This is a genomic window from Pseudomonas arcuscaelestis (assembly GCF_016881005.1).
Lineage (GTDB): Bacteria > Pseudomonadota > Gammaproteobacteria > Pseudomonadales > Pseudomonadaceae > Aquipseudomonas > Aquipseudomonas arcuscaelestis.
Map to the genome: position 1 here is coordinate 108,007 of NZ_JACOPV010000008.1, position 19,950 is coordinate 127,956.

Below are 19,950 nucleotides of genomic sequence, written 5' to 3' on the forward strand. Positions count from 1 at the left end.
AAACCCTTTAGGCTAGGTTTTCAGCCCATCCCGGCATAGCCTCGGTACCCGTCAGGCCGTAGTCGGCAGGGTCGTCGAACACTTCGCAGTTGGCATTGAGAATAGAATCCTCGAGGTCCTTCATCTCAGCCGGATGGGCCTCTGAATAGCTGGTACTCATGCTGCGGATACGCTGAACCTGGGCGAACACCAGCTTTTTCGTTTCGGCGTCGACCACTATGCGGGTCATGCGCTCATGTTCCTCACCGTCAAAGATGTGGCTCCAGTTCCCGCTCAGGTACTTAGGCATTGTTCAGAATCCTTGAATTGTCGCAGTTGGGGTGGCGGCGGGCTTGCACCCGCCAGATCGGTTAAGCACGCATGCGGGGCCAGGCGGCCTCAGGTTTGAACTGGGGTACTTCAAACGTGACAGGACTGTCGAGGCTAAGGTCCGGGACCTCAACGTCTAGCCAGACTGCGCCGACTAACCACTCGGCAAAGGCTTCCACGCTTTGGCCGCTGCGTTCATGCAGCACTTTCAACATCCCCCCGAGCGTAATAGCTGTGGCCCAGGAGCCGTCTTCGCTGTGGTCAAGATCGTAGGATTCAAGGAACTGCTCCTCGTCGGCCAGGACCTTGTCCATGTGATCACGGAGACTCCAGGCCATGATCCCTTCCCGCCACCCTTTGCGCAGCGTCAGGGCACTTTCCAGGTGGGTTGTCAGGGTGTAGCAGCTCGGCGCGTTATGGTCAGTCCCGTCGGTGAAGCACCAGTAGACCGGCCCAAGGGTAGGATGGCTGGCGCTGACTACGACAGAGGTCATTACGCATTGGGCGACAACTGATAATGCTGGGGCTTTGACTCGGTTCATGGCTGACACCTCAAGATTTGATGTGGCCATGTTGTGGTTGCTTTCTGTGTGCCAGAACCCCCTAGGGAGTATTTTTGACTCTAATCTGGGCCCTATTTCATTCGCTCAAGTGGAGAATGAATCGGGAATAAAAAAGGCGGGCACCGCCATAATGGGGGCCCGCCTTTTAAGTGACGTGCTCAGTCAGCGGCTTCGGACGCTTTGAGTATCACGTCTGCGGTTTCACGTGCAGTCATGCCTTTGCCCCAGGGCTGTATCAGGAAGAAGTCCTGGGCCTCAACCATGCCTGCAGCATCGGAGTACGATATTTCAAGGTCATCGGCGATCAGTTGGGTGATTTCTGTTTCCCAGGCGGTGTAGTTTTTTCCGGTGTGCATGGCTCAATCCCTGTTTACGTTTTGGATGAGGCCATCATCAAGGAAAGGTCGGCGTGCCAGAAGCGTCTCTGTTGCTACTGCTGGGACGGATTGCAATGCGCAAGCATGTCTCCTGCCAGGGTGAAGACATCCTGACCATCGGTGACCGCTTCAGTGTGATGAAGTCTCAAGTACTTCTGGAGGCGCTTCTGTTCGATTTCATTGAGTGACGTGCCCGGCACGTGCGGCCCTATGAAGCGCAGCCAAGCTTGCGGGTCCTCTGAAGGTATGTGACTCATAGCGATGGGCCGCAGCTCCATCTTCACTCCTGCGACAGTTGTGATCAGGACAGGGTCAACGGTATGGCGCTTGACCATGATGTCGTAGGAGGGAGATCCGCTCATTTCGGTGAAATGGAGCTGACGGTCTTTGAGGGTCATCATCAACTGGTTGCCATTCTGATCAACGATTTTGATTGCCTGGCCCAGCTCGAGCATCACTTCGGCGCGGCGGTTTCCAGAGACGATTTCAATCCCGTGGGCTTGAAGCAGAAGGCTAATGTTTACAGACATGGTGACCCCTAGATGGTTAATGAGGCTCAGAATATCAGGTAGCGAACGTGCCAGAAGCACCTGTGAATCCAGTGAACTTCTGAATGGCCGAATCTCTGCAGGGGATTTGATTTTGTTGTCTGCCCCTTCAAACTCTCAATTTGAGTTCAAGCTCCCGTCCTCCGCTCTTCTAAGGATTCATTGAATGCCAGCGTTATATCGACTGCTCGCTGTGGTTGCGTTCACCATGCTTGCAGGCTGCCAGACTGCACTTAAGCAGGATTACCGCACGGCTTGTCCACGCACTGAAGTCCCGCCGACATGCATCTTCGACTTGAATCGTCCAGGCTGCGGGCCGATCGGCCAGAAGGTCGATGCATGCGCCCGCTTCCTGGACAGAGTGATCGTCTCCCAGGCTGATCAAAATGCCCGAGCTATGGGGTTTCCATCCGCGAGTTACCAGAACCCGGCCGCGCCCAAGATCCAAATAGGAACGCGGGATGGGGCTGGCTCCGGGGTGGGCGTCTACGTTGATTCCTCCAGCTTGGATCTGTACTTGAGGTCACTTGAGGAAGTGAGGGGCCTTTTTGCTTCCAAATCCGAGCAGTACGACGCGGCCGCAAAGAAATACCTGGAGCAAGTCGCTCAGGGGAGATCGGATAGCTTGAAGGCCCTGGAGGAAGCAAGTGCTGGCATCGAGGGGATGAAAGGGCCCCTTGAACAAGCTGCGGCCGCGGGTGCCCAGATCTCTGGTTTCTATGGGACCGTGTCGAGGTTTGATTACCAGTACGAAGTGAGAAAGCTCAGCAACTCGTTGGATTTATATAACGACGTACTGCGCGCCGGTGGACGCCTGGCTATCAGCCGCTACCAGGAGGCCTATCCCTACGCTGCGAAGGTTCGAGCAGACAGGGCAGTTGCAAGCTACAAAGCGATGGCAAGGGAGGTGGAACTGAACTGGCCTTTCAAACTGAACCAGGTCAAAGACCGAGGAAAAATCTTGGCGAAAGGCAATGCGTATAAGAAGGATCGGGAGGCCGCCGAAGCACATGACCGGGAGTCCAGCCAGTCCCCATCAGGGACACGCCAAACGAATGGCTACAGCGGCGGGGGATGCTCATGCAGTGGAGGAAACGTTTGCTACGGGCCACGGGGTGGCCGCTACTGCATCACCTCAGGCGGCCACAAGCGGTATGGCATCTGACTAAGTCGAGGATGCTAGCGAAGATGACGCGAGTGCCTGGATCGACATTTTCCACTGTAGCGCCGTCATGATTGAGATTTCGGCATCATCAGAATCTCGGTACACACCAATCAGATATTCTTCCCAGCCGTCCTGGTCGGGTAGGTAACAACCGTCCTCCGAAGTGATCAGCATGTAGTAGTCACCGATTTGCTTTCTTAACGCCATGCAGCCGCCGCCGGTATGAACGACCACAAACCCGAAATGGGCAGGGTCCGCCGGTAGGCCAGCACCTCCCAGGATCGGTTGGTTTGCGGGTAAATTGGATGATTGAATTTCGGCACTATGGTTTGAATAGCCTTCAATGATGCCGGACGTTAGGCTACTTGGGCTGGCTACGAATCCCGTTGCCGAACAACCAATTCCTGAGGAGGGTTATGAAGGAAGTGAATAGGACATTTTTTGGTGTATTGCTGCTGCTCGCGTCAGCAATGACGGGTACCGCCGGTTACATGGCGATCATGCGAACCAACCAAATGGTAGTTGATACAGTCATTGCTGGATCACCGAATGCGACTCAAATGGCAGCTGCTTGGCCTGACATCGCTTTCGGACTCGTCTTGTCGACTTGCACGGGCACTGTCCTACTGGCCCTCGGTGGGATTTTAGCCTTGCGCAGCCAGCTGGTCTGGCTGGTACCTGCAAAGCCGGATAGAGCGAGCTCTGAAACGAACCGGCGAGTCGCGAAAAGTCCTCTGTAGGGTCGCAAGCGCTGCGTTCTAAAGCCAGAACGAAATTTGGGCTACGGCATTTTGCCCAGCCCGGGGTGGTGCAATCACTGGTTCAACGTTGAACTTCGCCCGCAACGCCACCACCAGAGCGTGGGGGTCATGAAGGATCGACTTGATTCCATGGGCGAAGATCTGGTTACTGATTCTGGCCATCCGATCCCATTCCCCGAGGCTGCCTTTGTAAAGGGTGACCGTCCCTAGGCCAACAAAGTAGTCGACAACTCCCATTGGATTGTCGAGTAGGCCTATGCGCTCAAGGGCGTAATCAAGATCGAACCCCATGAAGAGCTCAGCACCTTCTTCGTCGATTTCAAATTCGTTGCCGATGTTGGCGGCCTGGACAATGGTCCCGTCCGCGAGTGTGGTGGTGGCCTCCCAGTCGATCATAGCGTGGGACAGGTTGCGAAACCCTCGCCAGGCGCTGTGATACTCGGCGTCGGCAAATGGAACTTCTGCACGGAAGGAGACGTCTTTCTCTGTGAATTTCGGAATAGAGTCCAGGTCTGGGATCTCGTAGCGCTTCCCACCCTCATAGATCTCTTTGTAGGTGCGCAGGGCCACAAACGAATTCTGGTACCCATAGCGGGCTGAAATGAAGTCGATTGCGATCAGTTGACGTTCATCCAGTATGGTAAAGCGCGGTGCGATTCCGAGCTTGCTGGCGGCGATCTCCTCGCGGATCTGAATGGTCAACATGATGCGCAGCAGATCCAGGACGTGTTTCGGGCTGTATGAATTCGGGACAACTTTTATGGTCCCGGTCTCCTCGTTTACGGTGCGCGCCAGCCAGCACCGCGCCGAGGGATCGAAGTGTTTGGCGATCATGAATGCACGTAAGTCACGTAGCGGAGCCATCCATCTGTAAGCCCCTCCCTCGCTGGCTATGATATTGTCTCCACTAGAATCTGACGAAATCCTCGCGCATTCCAGCAACCGAGCCTGGCCCCGCAGGCTGGCCGCGCTTGCTCCTTCCCGCTCAAAAAGCTGTTCACCATGCATTCGCCACCATTTGCATCGCGGTAGATAGAGACCAACTCATCGAACGGGTCGTAAGCTTCGATCTTTTGCGACCGCACGTGTCCGATGTAGGTGAATACATCGAAGGTGTTCCAGTCTGCGATAGGGCTCAATACCATTTGCCCATCGTCCATGGCATCAACAGCCTCGATCGAGCTTTCGCCTCGCTCCTTCATTTTGGTTGCGCGGGAAGTGCTCTCGTCGAATCGAGTGCCGATCAAGCTCACCAAGTTTGCATGCTTAGGTTTGACGCCAGTCTTTTCAGCCACAAATGCACGCACTTGGCGCTTGATACGGTCCAGGGCAGTCCCCTTTGCCATCACGCTACATTTCGTGTTTGCCCCAACGCTCATGATTGAGCGGCCCGAAAGTAGCGCCACCAGATAGTCGTTGCTCAGAGTGGGAGAGGCAACCCATACCCGGGTCGGGATGCCGGTAGCAACTGCATGTGCCTCGATCGATTTAATCTGGCCCTTGTTGTACATGAGTACCCTGGGGTTTTCCATGCGGGTGTCTGAATGTATGCAATGAAGGGTGGGGATCTCGACGCCTTCTGCTTTCAGTTCGCGTAGGGCCGTGAACGCCAGGTTAAGCGTTACCGATGAATCTTTGCCACCCGACCATGCGACCACCAGGTGCCGGCCAGCCAGCACCTGTTGCTTAATGGCGGTTATGGCAGCAACCACCTTTTGATCGAAGCTCAGCTCCACAGTCGAGGGTCGAGCATCAGCAGGCTGAGCCTCCTCGAAAAGGCCTGCCTGAATGCTTTGGTTCAGCTTGGTCTGTACTGTGGACATGACGTCGTGCTCACTTTGATCAATATCAGAATGAGCCCATTTTCAGGGTGGTATCGGCGTGCCAGAACCCCTAGATGGTACTTAGGGGCCAGTGACTGTTGATGCCGCTGAGGTTGATCCAGTGGTTGCAGCCCCTATCTCAAGGGTTCAGGGCGGGTCGAATTTGAAATCCAAGGAGAGGAATGGAAAAAGTTGGCCGGCGCGCGCACCAGCCCTGGAAGGCCTATCTGATCGACAGAGCTGCTGGCGCTAGCTCGCGTAGGCTCGAAGCACCTGCAGCAATCAATGACACCGCCCACCCATAAATTATGCTCGCCATCGCCCCGCACGGCGTTATCCTACGCAGTACCTTTCAGGATTATGAGGACTGGCGAGTGCCCACCAGCCTGTTTGAACATCTGGCGCTAGTCGACGCCACCATCCAGGCCTCCAACAGGCCAGTAGTGCCGGCTAAGGAGCGACGTGCCATTCTGCTGGCTCAGTTGGTCAATCCAGACGCCGGCCGAGGGTTTGACTGGCTCGTGCCTGAGGCCGTCAACTCTGCCAAGTTCATCCACTATGAACAGTCTGCTGATTTCAGTCTGTTCGTATTTGATGATCGGAGTGTGCTGGTGCTGCTCAGTACTGGGTTCGTCTACTCGGTGGCGAGTGGCAACCCTCACTCTCTTGTGAAGATTTCTGAATGGCTGGCGAGTCATAACATTGTGTCGACGATAACTGGTGCGCAGCCTGCTGCCAGTCATCTATTCAATTGAGCTGCCTTGGCTGCCTGCAGCGTTGTTAATCCCCGCGGATTCGACGTTGCGCCACCATCACCTCAGACGATAGGCGCGCCCACTGTTCGGGGCTCACATCAAGCACATCGGCATTGAACTGCTGATCGATTTGCTCAACCAGCGTGATCACGGATGCCTCGGAAGAAGCAACCTGGAGTGCTTCCAACGCATCTCAAAGTCACAGAAGGCTAACGTGGCCATTGGGCATCCTCAAATATGTGACACCAGGCTATTGCCTATTCCTACGTGGCAGAAGCGAGACACCGTATTTACTCGAACCTGTGTCTCCCCACCTGGTGGGCTACTTGTAGTGAATCACTCTCACCATGCCATGATCCTGTCCCACCACCCTTTCTGCTTCTTGTGACGGATGTGTGTCCGGGCTGCCAGTTCGCCTCGGTAGGTCCTGCAGACGCCACGCAGTGTCTTCCCACGTGACGCCTTCACCAGGACGCGGTCGCCGAGTTTGTGACCTACACAAGCGGCGAAGGCTGCAGCGCTGGGGGATGGGCCCCGGTCGCGGGCGGCCTGGCTGGCCGCAACAGGGGGAGTCGCGATCGCCGCGGTGCCGGCAAGCGCAAGTAGAAGCGGGAGGTGCCTGGTGAAAAGCCATTTCATGTCGATGTGATCCATGACCTGTGTGGGGGATCAAGGGTGATGGCAACCAACAGGGTGCGCAACTCAAATCACGGTGTCGGAATTGGCAGTTTATGCGGAGCTGGGAAGGGTTGTAGGTAGGGCCAGGCTTGACCCTACGCTACTTCTCGAATGCTGCCCGTGACAGAAGAGGGCAGCTGAGTGGATCAGGTTCGGGTAACGGTTACAGCTACATCGACGGTATGGCCTGAGCTTGACTTCTCCAGATGATCCAGGCTGATCCGCTCACCGAGGTCACCTAAGCGGGTAGCTCCCAGGCGATGCTGCCAAAAGTCAGTGATCTTGATGGAGCTGCCGGCGGAGGTGTCGGGGGATTCGCTGTTAACCCCTACGTACGACGCTGAGCTGGTGATCAGCACTTCACCGTCGGAGGTGATACGGGGCGTAATGTTCGCTTCAAAGCCGATGGGTTCGAGCTTCTTATGAGGTTTACCGGCGACAACACCCGTCACAACCTCGTGGGTTTTGTTGCGTGAGTAGTGGATCTTCTCGCCGTTAGCGACGTAGGCCGTCATGTGGTGAACCACTTTCCCATCAACCGTCACTTCAGTGTTCACCTGCAGGCGATCGGCAGCCTGCAACACGGGGGAGGCGATGGCGAAAATCGCCGCAGCCAACAACAATGCATGTTTCATTTCTGATCTCCTGTTTTGGAGGGGGGCTAAGGTCTCCGGCGCATCGGAGTACAAAGCTTGGGACAACTCCGTAAAGAGATTAACGGCCGGCTTGGGATTTCCTAGGACCGGGCTGTTCAGGTTCCCAGGGCTTACGTTTGTGCAAGTGCCGAGTGGCAAACCCCACTGGCCAGCCCATGATGCGCAGCAACCAGCGGCCGAACGACGACTTGTTATGTGTCCACTGATCCATGGCCTTGAGCTCAGCGAGACATCGAACGCCCGATTCGCGTTCGTCTTTGAGTTCATCTTCAAAGTCGAACCAGGGTTTCAAACGGTCCTGGTAACGGTCGGGCACAGTCAGGGCCCCAACATTCTCGGCAGTAAACGATCCTTCAACGACATCGAGGCCTGTTTGGGTGCCGTCATACTTGGATAGGACGAACCCGAACGCCATATAGAACCGGTTGCGCTGTTCACGGGCAGCGTCGCTGCTAGCGTCGACTGAGGATAGGAAGCCCGGGGCGATGGTGTATTCAGGGACACCACGCTCCTTCAGCCAGGTGATGACGCAGGCCATGAGCGCCGGCCCCAGGCCGCGTCCACGGTGACTCATGATCAACTGACCGGTCGGACCGATCTTCACTTGCTTGGTGAGATGACATATCGTGATCGATACCTGGTTGTGCCAGCCATGGAAGCTCGACCCCATCGCGGAGGAGTGAACAGCCCGGGCGCGGAAAAATTCGTACTGACCCTCTGGTGCGGAGCCAACGGCCGCACGAGTGTATTCAGTGACAACCGGAGTGACATCTCGCCGGTTACCGATCTGGTGCTCGAACACGAGCAAATGCTTCACGTAACAGCATTGTTCGAGTTGGTGAGAGGCTCTTTTCAGTGGCACCTGGGTTCCTTAGCCGCGTGGGCAGGTTTGTGCGTTGATTCTTATCGACGTTACAGCATCGAAGAGTCGGGTCTTGGTGGATGCTGCTCAGTGCGTAGCCGGTTCCGATGGTTTCCCATGCTCGGCTTCCATTTCAGTTTTAAAGTGCTCCGCCTTGGCTTTGCTGGCGAAGTGGTAAAGCACAGGATCCTCGGCTGGGTCGGAGTGGGTGTCTTCAACGATCCAGGGTTTCTTGGTGCTGGCTTCGCATTTGCGCAGTGTGAATCGAATCTGCTCAGTAGGACGGACCCACTGTTCCTGCGTGGAACTCCACACTACCGCATCAGCTGCTTCGCACTTCTTCCAGCAGCGGCCATTGAGAAACTCACCGGCGTCGTTTTTGTGTTCAGTTGCTACGAGGCCCGTATCTTCGCAGATCGGACAAGCATGGTGTTTGAACATCGGGGCCTGGGCAGCAGCGGTGATGTTGACGATGGCGCTTGCGCGCTGGGGTTGGTTGTTCATTGTCGTGCTCCTGGGTAAATGACGTTGGAGCAAAGCTTGGGGCTGTTTAATCCGTGCCAGAACCATGCAGCGGTTTATTTCTCCTGGTAGCTCAGGCGGCCAAAATTTGCATGCCTGGTGGCGGATAGAGGGCTCAGCGTTATCGGTATTAGTGGGGAAGGGGAACTGGGCCAATTTGACAGCTCTTTGCCCCGGCCTACGCTTATGCATCACCGGTGACGCCATTGCCCCCAAACGCTTGGATCTCCACGGCGCGAGGTAACCCCATGAATAAGGCTGAATGGAGCAAGTTCCTGGAAGAAAAGGTGCAAGAGAAGGTGAAAGAGGGATTCACGATCAACAACTACGCCCTGGATGCAGCTAGCAGGGATAAGCTCAAGCGCGATCTCCAGGTGCAAGGGCATTCGATCCCTCACGATGATACCGAGCAGGCCGAGTGGCGTGACTACCTACGGCAAGTAGAAGAGGGGGCGGGCAAGGCAGAGCAGCCAGCTTCAAGACAAAAGGTCGGGGCTGCACGGTCAAAAAACTCAAGTGGCGCTGGTGAGGCATCCTCATCCAGCGCGGGGCTGTGGAAACCCAGGCGGCATTAAACCCGTTGGGAGGCTTCTTGAGATCCTGCTTCGGGGCCCGGGATCTGGTCCCAGAAGTGTTGCACCATTTCGGTCAGTGGGGTCGACCGGTAATGCTCACCAGCGTATTCGTCCATGTGCCCTACGTACGGGCTGGAGATCACCAGCGAGCCGTTTTCTTTGTTCAATTCAGCGTATGCGCTGTCCATTACCAACAACTCCGCCGCGCGGTCGGAGCAGATGAACTGCTGAGCTCCACCATTCATCCCGAGCACTACGCGAACTGGCTTGAGCAGGGCCTGTAAGCCGTTGCACATGGTCTGGGCCGCCAACAGGCTGTCAGAGACCATCATCTGGTATGGCTCATCTGGGAACCCTTCCTCATAGCCCACAACCCGCCAGGCCTCTCCTGCGAAGCGCGCCATGCTGACGACCGAATTTGGGTCTTGGCCGGCGTCGGCAGCGAGATACACATCGCCGTCACAGTGATCAATCAGTGCGTGCTCCACGCCGTTTGGCTGCTGCGAGATGATCAGGGAGAGGTTGGGGTGATCATCAAGGCTCTGCACACTGCTAACGGGCTCGAGCACAGCTGCGACCTGGCGCTGGTCAACGGGTAGATACTGGGAGTCGATGCCGTACATAACACGAAGGCAGTGCTGCACCTCGAAACGGACGTATTTAGGCTGGCCTGGCTGGTTGGTCTGGGCAGGGAAGTTCATATCGGCAATACCTGTGTTTGGAGTTGATGACGCCATCTTCACCTGACTCGGTGCGTGCCAGAAGCCGGATTTCAGTCCTTCAGATCCCAGTGAGCCGGGGGATAGAGGATTATCAATAGCTACAAATTTACTGAGCCAGACGTATTGCAGGTCCCAGGCCAGAGCCGCGTAGGCAATGCTCCTCAACCACCTTGCCCACCCACTTTGCTGATGCTTCAGCGCCATCAAACGAAACCATCTTTACCCATACGAACTGCCTGTCCGCGTATCCCGAGGGGTTAACCGGAGCACCTGTCATTAGTTGCCATAAGGTATTGAACGCTTGACCTTCCTGGGACTGCTCGACGAGCACGTAACCGCGGCCTTGCTCTCTTACGATCCTCAGCATCTCGACCAGGACCAGCTCGGGGAATGCCCTGGCCTCATCAATCACCAGTGGCAGGTGCGGATCCTTGGTCACCTGGTGCCAAAACCAGTGTGTCTTCGACAGATCGGAGGTCCGGCCGTTGACGTAGGTGGCATCTGGCAGGGCGTCCTTAAGGAAGCGTGATTTCCCGCATCCTGCCCGGCCGGTCAGTAATACAGCCCTCCCAGCTTCCAGCCATTGACGAATGGCCATGTAAGGCAGCTCTCGTTCGAGGTGGCCAGTAGTCTGCTGTACCAGCTGCAGAAGCTTCATGCGGTCGGAACGGGACAGCAGCTTGGCCTTAAGCCCCATGATTCCGCGCGCTTCTACGGTGAGTTGGCAATTGGCCTGAGACAGAAAGTTGAAGGGCGGTAGGCCAATTTTGACCTCTCCAGCAAGCCAGGCTGACTTTACGTCTGCGAAGAACATCTTCGACTCCAGAATGTTGTGGCGCGCATGGGGCTGCGTGTCGTGAATGCGTGAGTCTAACGGATGATTCGCTCGCCAAGATTCTCCCGGTGACCTGATTTCCATTCCCCTAGGCCGTGATCGAGGAGTTGAGGACCTTGGACACCCCCGGGGCGGACAGCAACAGGCAGGAACCAACGGCCCTGGCGCGTGATTTTTGCCGGATTCCGAGATGGTGTTTTGGGTTGCGAAAATGAAGAGCTAACGGACACACTTAATCACACAAAAATAAACCGGAGCTTCGCTATGCAACCCGTAACAGGATCGAGATGGACTCGCTATAGGCGCAGCAACGTTTTAGCCGCATGCGCTGCAGTAATTGCAATTTTGTCGGTAGGACTTGCATCTGCCGATGGGGCCTGGAAGGGGATCAGGATCTCTGGCAGTGGGGCAAGCGGTTGGCAACCAGTCGTGTGTGAAAACGGCGGGGGGTGGCGCACGTGTGAGATGCCCGTGAAGATCGAGTTGATCTCCAACCCGGTGTCGTTGGCGGCGACAGGTGAGATCGCAACTATCACCGCCAGGCTCACAGACTATTACGGAGTCGGACTGGGGAAAGGGATCGTCGTCAACTGGAATACCACCAGTGGCAACCTGAGTGTGCCCCAGTCTGAGACAGACGAGGACAGTGTCGCGACAGTGCAACTCCGTTCCTCAAGCGTGATTGGTAGCGCTACGGTTACTGCGGTGACGTCTGAGGATGGTGGGACGGGCTCAATCATTATTCCGTTTACGGACAAATGGGTGCCTATCGCGCCGGCCTATACGGGCTGGGCGGACTATGGCGCAGCCTATAACTGTGCCGCGTGGACGCCGGCTACGTCCTCCGTTGCCTCTGGCGCATCGTTCACTCAAAGCTCGACCTGCGCGCAGAACCAGATTGCCTACCGCCAGGACCGGGAGCAGAGCGCTGTAACCGGAGCCATACGGAACAGAGGCAATGCCCAGCCAATCTACCAAACGATATTAATCACCCTGACACAAACCGCGGTCGGGACCAAGCCAGCCGATGTTTCGATCGGAGGGGATGACTCGGTCCGCTACAGCAAGATGTCTAGCGACCGTAATCCAAACGCTCGCTTTGGCTTTGACTACTTTCTCTCACTGCCAAATGGCGGTACGACCAGCGCCTTTGTTATCTCCGGCAACAAGATTGAGGTAGAAAAAAGAACAGATACTCAGTACAGAATTATTGCGAGGGGTAATGGTTCCCACGAAGGGGTTATCAGGTTCACCGCGACGAATGGAGGCTCAACAGTCATTAAGGACGTTAGGGTGACAATCAATATCTCGTACGGCGGCGGCGGCCACTAGATCGAAATTAACCACTCCCAGCCCGAGGAATGGGCTGGGAGGGCTGTCTCGCCCACTGGCCAGTGAGATTAGCATTTCCAGTAAAAGTGGCTGCTCACCGTCAAAAGGCCGAGCCAAGACTAGGCAGACGATCGGCAAGCATATAATGCTCAAGCCTGCCGCCCTCTAGCTTGGGGATATAAACGGTTTCAACTCGCCCGCTGAGCTTTCCAGAACCCCGTTACGTCGAGCACGTAAATCTTAAATCGTGCTCACCTATTCACCTATTCAAAGCTGACGTTTGGAAATGGCCTAGCTGTGGGTGTCTTCAGATGGCCCACCCACCTCGTACCACTGCAGAAAGTTATGAAATGGGGTGTCCGGCCCATGTTTCCGTATGCCGTACCGGATAATGGTCCCCGCATCACCCTTGAGCTGTTCCAGGTCAAGGCCGCACCCGTCACCTACCAAGGACAAGTTTGTAGCACCGTTCGCTTCGTGACGCAGAATGCTCACCATTGCCTCTTCAAAGCTTGCTGACGGCCACTCCAGGCATAATTCATCAAGTCCGCCAGGAGGTACGCCTACTACCGTGTACCCCGGGGTTTGATCGATCTCAACGTCGCTCGGGGTAGCCGGTCTACCGAGCTGGCGCGCGCCGCGGTGCCAATCAACAAAGCGCCGTACCGCGTATTCAGTTTCGCGTCTATCCGAAAGCCTGGGGCTGGAAATCAACGGCCAGGACTCGTGCCGCAACACGGTGATGTTCAACTCATTGACGCGATGGGACGTATAGAACTCGTCATCCAGATCACGATGACGCTCGAATCGCCTAAAGCACTGAGGGTATTCGTGTACCTCTAAGGTGGTCGTGACCCAGTGTTGGAATACGGTGTCATGGTGCTCTTTCCAGCCGGGGAGATCGTTTGAAGCGAGGTTGCGTGCTGCATCGAGCAGCTGACCATCCGGCAGGTGTCCGTATGCAAAGAAGTGTTCAAACGTCCGATCGAAACCGCCCCAGCCAAAATCACTCAGTACCAGGTCACCAATCACCGTGCTGCCGCCAGTAAAAAAGGAAGTGGGCCCGATGTAGGTGTCCACTACATTTCTCTTCTTCAGGGCCTGGCTACAAGTTCGGCACGTAACGGTTCCGCCCGCATCGCGTAGTGGCTTGATAGCGCTCTCCATTGGAATTGCGCGGCCGCACAGCGTTCGCCGGCATTCCCCGTCTGTTGCGTGGCTGGGTCCTGTTGGACCATTTGGGCCCATGCGCCGCTGTGAGAAGTAGCTGAGGATGGGGTTTTTCAATGGGTAACACCTATACGGTCTAAACGACTGGACCATCCATGGCTGACCCGGGGAAATATACGTATTGGTCATAGGAATCCAAAGCCAAAACAATGACTTGAAATCCTCAATTCAGGGGCAAGTAATCTGAACATCGGTTTTGGATTGTGCTAACCCACACCTCAAGTACTATTCCCTGGTCAGGCTGGCCTAGAGCGGCTTAGATACCTACTTTTCTGGAGTACTTTAATGACCGTGCAATGTGACGAAATCTCCTTGATTCGTGAAAAGTGGAGAAATGGCGAAGCTACCGGCGATGAAATTCGGCATTGCCTGGCACTCATTGAGCAGAAGGAAAAACAAAAGGAGGTCAGAGCCCGGCGCGAACGGCGCTGGACCATCGCCCGCGGCTTGCTGACCTTCTTGATGGTCCTCGGGGCAATGTGCAACCTCTTTTACTCGGTTCCCGGGCCGCGCGGGATGGCCACATTGTGTGGCCTCGTGGCTTTGGCTTATGCGTTTGAACTGCGGGCTCGGGTAACTGAGAGCTGAGGGGTTTGAATTATTCCCCGCTGGTGCAGACCAGCGGGGCTGGCAACATCGAAACCATCGGCCACCTGGCCGCTTGGCCTGTCGTTCCTACTTGTGGGTGCTGTGGAGGGTGGGCGCACCGCTATCGATAGGCTCACGATCCGGATACACGCCAGGCAGCGGCCCGAAAGCTGGCTTTCGACTCTGCTTATCCCGGATTCGCGACATCACTTCGGGATTGCTGATTCGATCGAGTTCGGTTTCGCCGGCCTGGTGCATACGCAACTCATGGGCATAGCAGAGCGCGGCCAGAGTCACCATGACACCGCCTACCTCCTGTGGTTGTTCGCCGACCTCGCGGGCAAACACGTAGTCGACAAGCTGGTGTGCTTCACTCTCGGTGGCCCCGCAAGCTTGGACCAGCTCCAATGCTTCTTCGAGGAAACGATGGTTTCGCTCCTGTTTGTCGTTGGCGATGTCCTGTCCGAAGCACTCGATCAGCCACGGGCCAACACGGGACTGGAACGAGGCACGCTGCAGGCCTGGCCAGGCATACATCGGCATCTGGTCGTCGAGCCAGGCCTGCACGTCACCGCCGGACCACATCTGGCGGAGCATGGTGGGGAATCGTAGGTCGGCCAAACCCTCACCGCGGAAGCGAGAAGGAGAAGGGCGGGTGTAAAGTGAGACCTCAGTGCCTGCCGGCAAGCCATCGAACTCCCGGGCAAAGTCGTCGCTGAATCTCAGTTGAGGCTCATCAACTTCATGGCCTCTGTGCACCACGACCAATTTCACCGGGACGCGTTGATCTTGAAGAGCCTTGAGCTCGGCAAGTGCAGCATCGCGTTCGGCTTCAGCTCGTGCAATGGTGTCATGGAGAATGCATCTGATGTCCTCCGACCCAGGCCGCTCGGCCTCCAGCGCTTTTTGCAGATGGTCAATGTCATCGTCGACCACTGACGGTTGATTCGGCCGGCGAGGCTCGTGCTTCTGGAGTACTTCACGAACCCGCTGGCGGTAGTTCGGGCACATGGTCACGTTGTAGAAGCCATGCTCATCGATCTTGAGTGATTCCCGCAACAGGGTGAGTAACTCCCCGTTTGCAAGTTGCAGCTTTTCACGGTTGGAACCGGCAGTGAGTAGCATGGAGTTGAGCCTGCCCACCTGGCGGCTAAGCGACTCTGTGTGCGGGTCAAGGGGAGGCGAGGGTGCGGCTTCGCACGCAGCCTGCCATGCATCTGCCATGTCGACGTCGTCGATGCATCGGCGTTTGGCGTACCAGGCCTCAGTGAAAGCTACTTCCATTTCCGCAGTCAGCGGTACCGGGAGCATTCTCCAAGTTTGACTAGCAGTCATGTTTTACGTCCCCTGCAGTTGGAATGGGGAATTGGTCGATGGCCTGCTGCTGCGCCATCGCGTGGGGCTGCTGTTTATTGATCATGGCTATGCTCTCGAAAATTCAATTGCCCAAACCCAAGGGTTAGCTGCCCAGCTGCCGGGACCGTGCCTGGCTTCCCATAAATCGATGAATGCTTCTCGCGCAGTTAGCCAGGGCGTAACCATGCGGCCTGGACCCTCTCTACCAATCCAGGTACCGCTTCCGTCCCGCATCGGCCTAACACCTTCGGCGATGATTTGACTCTCGGTGATGTCGTGTAGCCGCTCAACCTTTAAGCCAATCATCCGGAGGGTGATTCGGCTGGCTTTCCGGGGCATGCAGCGGCTGGAATGCCAGCGGAAGGGGACATGCTCACTGTGCTCTGGGCTCCAGATCCCTCGAATCCCGTCCCGTTCCACGATCTCGTAGGCACGATCGTCGTCGGCGCGGTACCAGGTCGTTGTGTAGGGGTAGTGCTGTGAGAAATCCTGACTCCATGCCTCGCGCACCCACAGGTAGTCACCAGGTTGGCCGAATGGGCAAAGGTCGTAGGCTTTGCTCACCACCCAGTCAGGTGAGTGGTCGATCAACCATTGCGCAGCTGCCTTTTTGACGATACGACGGGTAACTGAGCAGGCCCCGGCCAGTGTGGCGCGCACCTTCGGGCCGGTAAATTCGATGGCGTGCTCTTTCTGCCTACTTTGCTGAACCATCACTACCCCCGGCCGCTTGCTTCATCCCCGGACTGCAGATCTGTTCCGTGGCAAATTGGCCGGTACCTGGTCCAGCTTCATCCGTAAAAGGCACCGGCGCATGTTTACGGTTCACTGCGTTCCAGGACGCTGGCAGACCAGCCTCCGTGAAGGCCTGTACTGATTTGTTGCATGCCGGGCAGCGAACAGCGAATGCATTGCCATCTTTGCCGCAGCGCTCACGCTCCAAGTCGCCGGTGTGACCGCAGTTACATGTGTTGAACTGAGTGGCGAGCAGCGTGGATTCGTAGAGGTTCTTGTACGCGACCATTCGGCCATGAAGGTAAGTGATCAGCCCTTCACGCTCAGCGGCGTTACCCTGAGCCGCTGCGAGTGCTTCACCGTCGTATAGCTTCATCAGAACCTGTCCAGCTTGCTGAAGATGTTCAGCTCGGTCATCGCTGCGGACCAGGACCATGTTGTCCATGAGCCAGCCATAGTGAGCAGGCGTGGAAATCGGCACAATTTGGGTGCTGACTGGAATGGCCAGAACTGCATCGATCGCCTGGCGATCAACCTCACATGCATTCTCTCGCAAGCCGCGCAGGACTGTTTCAAGTGCGTTAATTCGGTTCATGCCTTACTCCCTGAGGCAAATATGGAGCGCCAAGTGTGCGGTGCATGCCGATGTGCCAGAAGCACTGAACCACCCTTGCTGGGAGGAGAGGCTATCGCGGAAGGCGGGACGGGCCCAGCCAAAATAGGCACTCCGAATTTCACGCTCTCGGTTCGACGGTGGCTGCGTAACTCGAAGTTGATCTGAGGTTGTGAAGCTGCCGAGAGTCACCCGGCAGCTGGGCAAGACACAAGCTAACGAGGAAGGGTTAGTTAGCTTCGTTGTAGGAGCGTGCCAGGGCAGGAATATCAAGATCGATCAGGTCACCACCCTTTGCTTCCGCAAAAACCTTGTACACATGAGCGCGTGTGAGTGGACCATAGTCCTTCTCAATAGCTCGCAAGATCCGGCGCCCGGTGAACCGGGCATAGAGATCGGTGAGGATCCAACACAGGAGGGCCGTACCCCCTATGTAGACCAAAGCTAGGGTTGTACCGCTGAGATCTCCCTTGAAGGGTTTGACGGCTTGGCTAGCGATGACGCCCGCGAGGATAAAGGGAATCCCGATGCTGGCTACAGGATTGCCGAGAACCATTGCTACATCATGCAAGGTTTTCTTCACGGTTTTTGGGGTGTGTGTCTTCAACTCTGCGTCCTCCTCACTATCTTGGGGCCTTCACGCACCATCCAACACTGGTAACTGAACGGTCGGAGAGCGGGTTTGCGTTGTTGGCTGGTGGGAGCTAATCCTACTGCTGTGCAGGCATAGGTCCTACTCAAAACGCCACCTTGTTTTTCAGTCGATACAGGCCTGTGATCTTTTCAAGACGATTCGGCAGGTCACCTGCATCGCCGTGGTACCCCGAGCGAGCCAGGCGCTGCGCCCGGCTACCAACCGGCCGGCATACCGATCAAGGTAGGTCATCAGTCGGGCTCCCTGGCTAAGCCCCACATTGCGAATACTCCATGAGTACGGCATCGACTTCGGACAATTCGGCCTCTGTCAAAATGGGTGAAAGCCCACGAGAGCTGTACATGCGCAGCAGCGAAACCAGATGCTCATTTCGGATTTGAAGCTTGTCCCGAGCGGCGGCAACCAGCTCAAAATGCGCATCTTTTACGCCTATGCTCGCGCGAAGCGTTCGCTTCACGCTGAGATTTCGCTCTTGGTACCACTCAGCGTTGGCAACATCTTCGCGCAACTGGTTGCGTTCAGCCTGCAGGTAAATGGCGGTATCGCCGTAGGCGCTGGCGGCTGACTTGAAGTGCTTCAACTGTGCCTCAAGCCACGCAATGTGCTCGTCATGGGCTGCACACGAAGCGTTCCACTCATGCGCTTTCAGCTCGCCCGTTGCACCTGGGTAATCCTCGGGGGACCGGCGAAGCGGCCGAGGCGGTTGAGGGCCTGGTGCCTGGGTGGGGGCGCTCTCAGCCAGCAGCGCATCAACCAACTGCTGTTGATCGCCGCACGCAGATGGGGGCGCAGAACGCATATCTACCTCGAGCGTACGAACAATCGTAGTCTCGGTCCCAGGCAAGGAGCCCTTTTGGAGTGTCATAATGTGCAACCTTGTTCCTGACTGAATGAGCGGACATTCTCAAATGACCTTGCGTGTGCCGGAAGCGGGCCAGGCCTGTTTGCCAGTGTTGTCGGGTTTCCTGTTGTAGGGTTCTGGCACGTCACGTTGATCGTTAACCTGTGCAGCATCATCCGTACTACCGGCATTGCTGCTCGTACGGCCAGGCCCTCCGGGGCACGAACTGAGAAACACACCCCATGGCATGGATCAAACCCCAAGAGCGGTACCCAACTGTTGGCAAGCCTGTAGTCTGTAGGCTACGCCATTGCACAACCGGGGCAACGCTGGAGAGCCGTCTTATAAAGGTCGATGAAAGCGATTGCACCTGGCGCGTTGCTGATGACGGATATGAGTTGAGTTACGACTGGGACGTCGTGGAGTGGGCAGACCACATTCATGCCCCAGCGCAGGTCAGTCCCCGGCCAGCCGAAGTGCCCCTTGAGTCCCCGATCCAGGTGGGTAAAGCCATCCTGGCAGACAATACGCTGACGTATGCCGGAACTGTCATAGAGATCCGCTCCTCTGCCGAGTTCGCTGCCTACGCCCGCAATACGGCGGCAGTTGTTTCGACGGCTCTCGCCAGGATCTTTGATGAGTTGACCGGCGAACTGTGGCTCGGTGAAAACCAGTCCTGGGAACTGGATGTCACCGGTGTAGCGCCATGGCAGCAGTACTCGGCGGCTGTGCAGCTCCTGGACGAAGCACCCGTCCATGCTGACGTGGTTGCAGGCTGGTGCGCGCTGTTGTGCCTACATCAACGTTTCCTCCCTGCAAATGGTGTTGAACCTAAGGCCATTGCATTCGCTGCCTATTTGGCCTCGAAGGCCTACAAGGCTGCGCATGCAAGCCCAGACGCCGTGCGGGCATGGGATGAATACCAAGCGTGGGCTACAAGCACCGAGGGCGTCATTGCTAGCATGGATGGCTCGGGGCCTCGAGAGCCCACGCCATGGGAGGGCGCTGTTCCTTCACTGCTGCCAACCCCAGTTAGCCTGCGTCATCTGACAGCTCTGGACCTGGCGAACGCTTATGGTTGCGATACGATCGTGAAAGGCGGGCAGGCATTTTCCTGCTTCAGTCAGTACCACTCGATCCAGTGCGTCGACAATGTGACTACGGATGAGCGGCTCACTGGCAAAGGTCCAGGCCACTTTTCAGTCATGCTGCAGCACCTCGGTACCGAACGCCAGTTCAGAGTCAGCGTGGAAGGTGAGTGCTTCACTCTTCGCCCAATGGCGAACAACCCACCAGGCCTTGAGTGATTTCGCCATTCGCGGGCTGCATGGTTCTGGCACGACTTTGATCGCGATAGGGTACTCCTCACTTCTACCCCTAAGAGTGAGACCCAATCATGGAAACCCTACGCGATCGCTACGACATCTACGTACAAGCCTGCCGCGACCT

The 19,950-nt window shown here is 56.5% G+C and carries 25 protein-coding genes; 7 read left to right on the forward strand and 18 right to left on the reverse strand.

Annotated elements, in window-relative coordinates; translation table 11 throughout:
• Positions 1–7 precede the first annotated feature (7 nt).
• The 4 genes from H8F21_RS13940 to H8F21_RS13955 all read right to left on the reverse strand — a co-directional run bounded on the left by H8F21_RS13940 (position 8) and on the right by H8F21_RS13955 (position 1,779).
• Complete coding sequence (locus H8F21_RS13940; protein WP_203584603.1) at positions 8–289, reverse strand: hypothetical protein; 282 nt, start codon at positions 287–289, stop codon at positions 8–10.
• A gap of 61 nt (positions 290–350) precedes the next feature.
• Positions 351–851 (reverse strand): hypothetical protein, encoded by a 501-nt coding sequence (locus tag H8F21_RS13945; protein WP_203584604.1) that lies wholly within the window; start codon positions 849–851, stop codon positions 351–353.
• A gap of 179 nt (positions 852–1,030) precedes the next feature.
• Complete coding sequence (locus H8F21_RS13950) at positions 1,031–1,228, reverse strand: hypothetical protein (protein WP_203584605.1); 198 nt, start codon at positions 1,226–1,228, stop codon at positions 1,031–1,033.
• Positions 1,229–1,302: 74 nt separating this feature from the next.
• Positions 1,303–1,779 (reverse strand): hypothetical protein, encoded by a 477-nt coding sequence (locus H8F21_RS13955; protein ID WP_203584606.1) that lies wholly within the window; start codon positions 1,777–1,779, stop codon positions 1,303–1,305.
• Positions 1,780–1,963: 184 nt separating this feature from the next.
• Here H8F21_RS13955 and H8F21_RS29585 point away from each other — a divergent pair, with 184 nt between their 5' ends.
• Positions 1,964–2,962 (forward strand): hypothetical protein, encoded by a 999-nt coding sequence (locus H8F21_RS29585; protein WP_236043014.1) that lies wholly within the window; start codon positions 1,964–1,966, stop codon positions 2,960–2,962.
• Positions 2,963–3,378: 416 nt separating this feature from the next.
• A complete protein-coding gene (locus tag H8F21_RS13965; protein WP_203584607.1) occupies positions 3,379–3,702 on the forward strand; it encodes a hypothetical protein in 324 nt (107 codons plus the stop codon).
• 18 nt (positions 3,703–3,720) lie between these two features.
• Here the strand turns inward: H8F21_RS13965 and H8F21_RS29590 are convergent, their stop codons facing one another.
• Both H8F21_RS29590 and H8F21_RS29595 read right to left on the reverse strand, forming a co-directional pair.
• Positions 3,721–4,557: a hypothetical protein gene (locus H8F21_RS29590; RefSeq protein WP_236043015.1), complete on the reverse strand. Its 837-nt coding sequence runs from the start codon at positions 4,555–4,557 to the stop codon at positions 3,721–3,723.
• A gap of 56 nt (positions 4,558–4,613) precedes the next feature.
• The gene (locus H8F21_RS29595; RefSeq protein ID WP_236043016.1) at positions 4,614–5,546 is read right to left on the reverse strand and encodes a phosphoadenosine phosphosulfate reductase domain-containing protein; all 933 of its coding nucleotides are present in this window, start codon (positions 5,544–5,546) and stop codon (positions 4,614–4,616) included.
• 374 nt (positions 5,547–5,920) lie between these two features.
• Here H8F21_RS29595 and H8F21_RS13975 point away from each other — a divergent pair, with 374 nt between their 5' ends.
• Positions 5,921–6,301 carry a hypothetical protein gene (locus H8F21_RS13975; protein ID WP_203584608.1) on the forward strand — a complete coding sequence of 127 codons (381 nt, stop codon included), beginning with the start codon at positions 5,921–5,923 and terminating at the stop codon, positions 6,299–6,301.
• 25 nt (positions 6,302–6,326) lie between these two features.
• Here the strand turns inward: H8F21_RS13975 and H8F21_RS29770 are convergent, their stop codons facing one another.
• The 4 genes from H8F21_RS29770 to H8F21_RS13990 form a co-directional block, all read right to left on the reverse strand.
• Positions 6,327–6,452, reverse strand: coding sequence for a hypothetical protein (locus H8F21_RS29770; protein ID WP_268963065.1), 126 nt, complete (start codon positions 6,450–6,452; stop codon positions 6,327–6,329).
• A 673-nt stretch (positions 6,453–7,125) separates the two neighbouring features.
• Entirely contained in the window at positions 7,126–7,614 is a 489-nt protein-coding gene (locus tag H8F21_RS13980; RefSeq protein ID WP_203584609.1) for a hypothetical protein, read from the reverse strand.
• 79 nt (positions 7,615–7,693) lie between these two features.
• A complete protein-coding gene (locus H8F21_RS13985; RefSeq protein WP_203584610.1) occupies positions 7,694–8,452 on the reverse strand; it encodes a GNAT family N-acetyltransferase in 759 nt (252 codons plus the stop codon).
• A 132-nt stretch (positions 8,453–8,584) separates the two neighbouring features.
• Positions 8,585–9,001: a hypothetical protein gene (locus H8F21_RS13990; RefSeq protein ID WP_203584611.1), complete on the reverse strand. Its 417-nt coding sequence runs from the start codon at positions 8,999–9,001 to the stop codon at positions 8,585–8,587.
• Between the two features lie 266 nt (positions 9,002–9,267).
• Between H8F21_RS13990 and H8F21_RS13995 the strand changes: the two genes are divergently transcribed.
• Positions 9,268–9,594, forward strand: a complete 327-nt coding sequence (locus H8F21_RS13995) for a hypothetical protein (RefSeq protein WP_203584612.1) — start codon at positions 9,268–9,270, stop codon at positions 9,592–9,594.
• Here H8F21_RS13995 and H8F21_RS14000 read toward each other — a convergent pair.
• Both H8F21_RS14000 and H8F21_RS14005 read right to left on the reverse strand, forming a co-directional pair.
• A complete protein-coding gene (locus tag H8F21_RS14000) occupies positions 9,591–10,295 on the reverse strand; it encodes a hypothetical protein (protein WP_203584613.1) in 705 nt (234 codons plus the stop codon). The two genes, H8F21_RS13995 and H8F21_RS14000, sit on opposite strands and share 4 nt — an antisense overlap.
• Before the next feature lie 127 nt (positions 10,296–10,422).
• Positions 10,423–11,130, reverse strand: coding sequence for an ATP-binding protein (locus tag H8F21_RS14005; RefSeq protein WP_203584614.1), 708 nt, complete (start codon positions 11,128–11,130; stop codon positions 10,423–10,425).
• A gap of 492 nt (positions 11,131–11,622) precedes the next feature.
• Here H8F21_RS14005 and H8F21_RS14010 point away from each other — a divergent pair, with 492 nt between their 5' ends.
• Positions 11,623–12,483, forward strand: coding sequence for an Ig-like domain-containing protein (locus tag H8F21_RS14010; RefSeq protein WP_203584615.1), 861 nt, complete (start codon positions 11,623–11,625; stop codon positions 12,481–12,483).
• A 291-nt stretch (positions 12,484–12,774) separates the two neighbouring features.
• Here H8F21_RS14010 and H8F21_RS14015 read toward each other — a convergent pair whose 3' ends face one another.
• Positions 12,775–13,563, reverse strand: coding sequence for a hypothetical protein (locus tag H8F21_RS14015; RefSeq protein WP_203584616.1), 789 nt, complete (start codon positions 13,561–13,563; stop codon positions 12,775–12,777).
• Positions 13,564–13,998: 435 nt separating this feature from the next.
• Between H8F21_RS14015 and H8F21_RS14020 the strand changes: the two genes are divergently transcribed.
• Positions 13,999–14,301: a hypothetical protein gene (locus tag H8F21_RS14020; RefSeq protein ID WP_203584617.1), complete on the forward strand. Its 303-nt coding sequence runs from the start codon at positions 13,999–14,001 to the stop codon at positions 14,299–14,301.
• 87 nt (positions 14,302–14,388) lie between these two features.
• Here H8F21_RS14020 and H8F21_RS14025 read toward each other — a convergent pair whose 3' ends face one another.
• The 5 genes from H8F21_RS14025 to H8F21_RS14045 all read right to left on the reverse strand — a co-directional run bounded on the left by H8F21_RS14025 (position 14,389) and on the right by H8F21_RS14045 (position 18,240).
• Positions 14,389–15,636: a hypothetical protein gene (locus H8F21_RS14025; RefSeq protein ID WP_203584618.1), complete on the reverse strand. Its 1,248-nt coding sequence runs from the start codon at positions 15,634–15,636 to the stop codon at positions 14,389–14,391.
• Between the two features lie 87 nt (positions 15,637–15,723).
• A complete protein-coding gene (locus tag H8F21_RS14030) occupies positions 15,724–16,371 on the reverse strand; it encodes a hypothetical protein (RefSeq protein WP_203584619.1) in 648 nt (215 codons plus the stop codon).
• On the reverse strand, positions 16,355–16,987 hold the full coding sequence (locus H8F21_RS14035; protein WP_203584620.1) for a hypothetical protein: 633 nt from the start codon (positions 16,985–16,987) through the stop codon (positions 16,355–16,357). The genes H8F21_RS14030 and H8F21_RS14035 overlap by 17 nt, the downstream gene beginning before the upstream one ends.
• 247 nt (positions 16,988–17,234) lie before the next feature.
• Entirely contained in the window at positions 17,235–17,612 is a 378-nt protein-coding gene (locus tag H8F21_RS14040; RefSeq protein ID WP_203584621.1) for a hypothetical protein, read from the reverse strand.
• 295 nt (positions 17,613–17,907) lie between these two features.
• Positions 17,908–18,240: a hypothetical protein gene (locus tag H8F21_RS14045; RefSeq protein ID WP_203584622.1), complete on the reverse strand. Its 333-nt coding sequence runs from the start codon at positions 18,238–18,240 to the stop codon at positions 17,908–17,910.
• A 503-nt stretch (positions 18,241–18,743) separates the two neighbouring features.
• On the opposite strand from H8F21_RS14045, the gene H8F21_RS14050 reads away from it, so the two are divergent.
• Positions 18,744–19,808, forward strand: coding sequence for a hypothetical protein (locus H8F21_RS14050; protein WP_203584623.1), 1,065 nt, complete (start codon positions 18,744–18,746; stop codon positions 19,806–19,808).
• Positions 19,809–19,950: the final 142 nt, after the last annotated feature.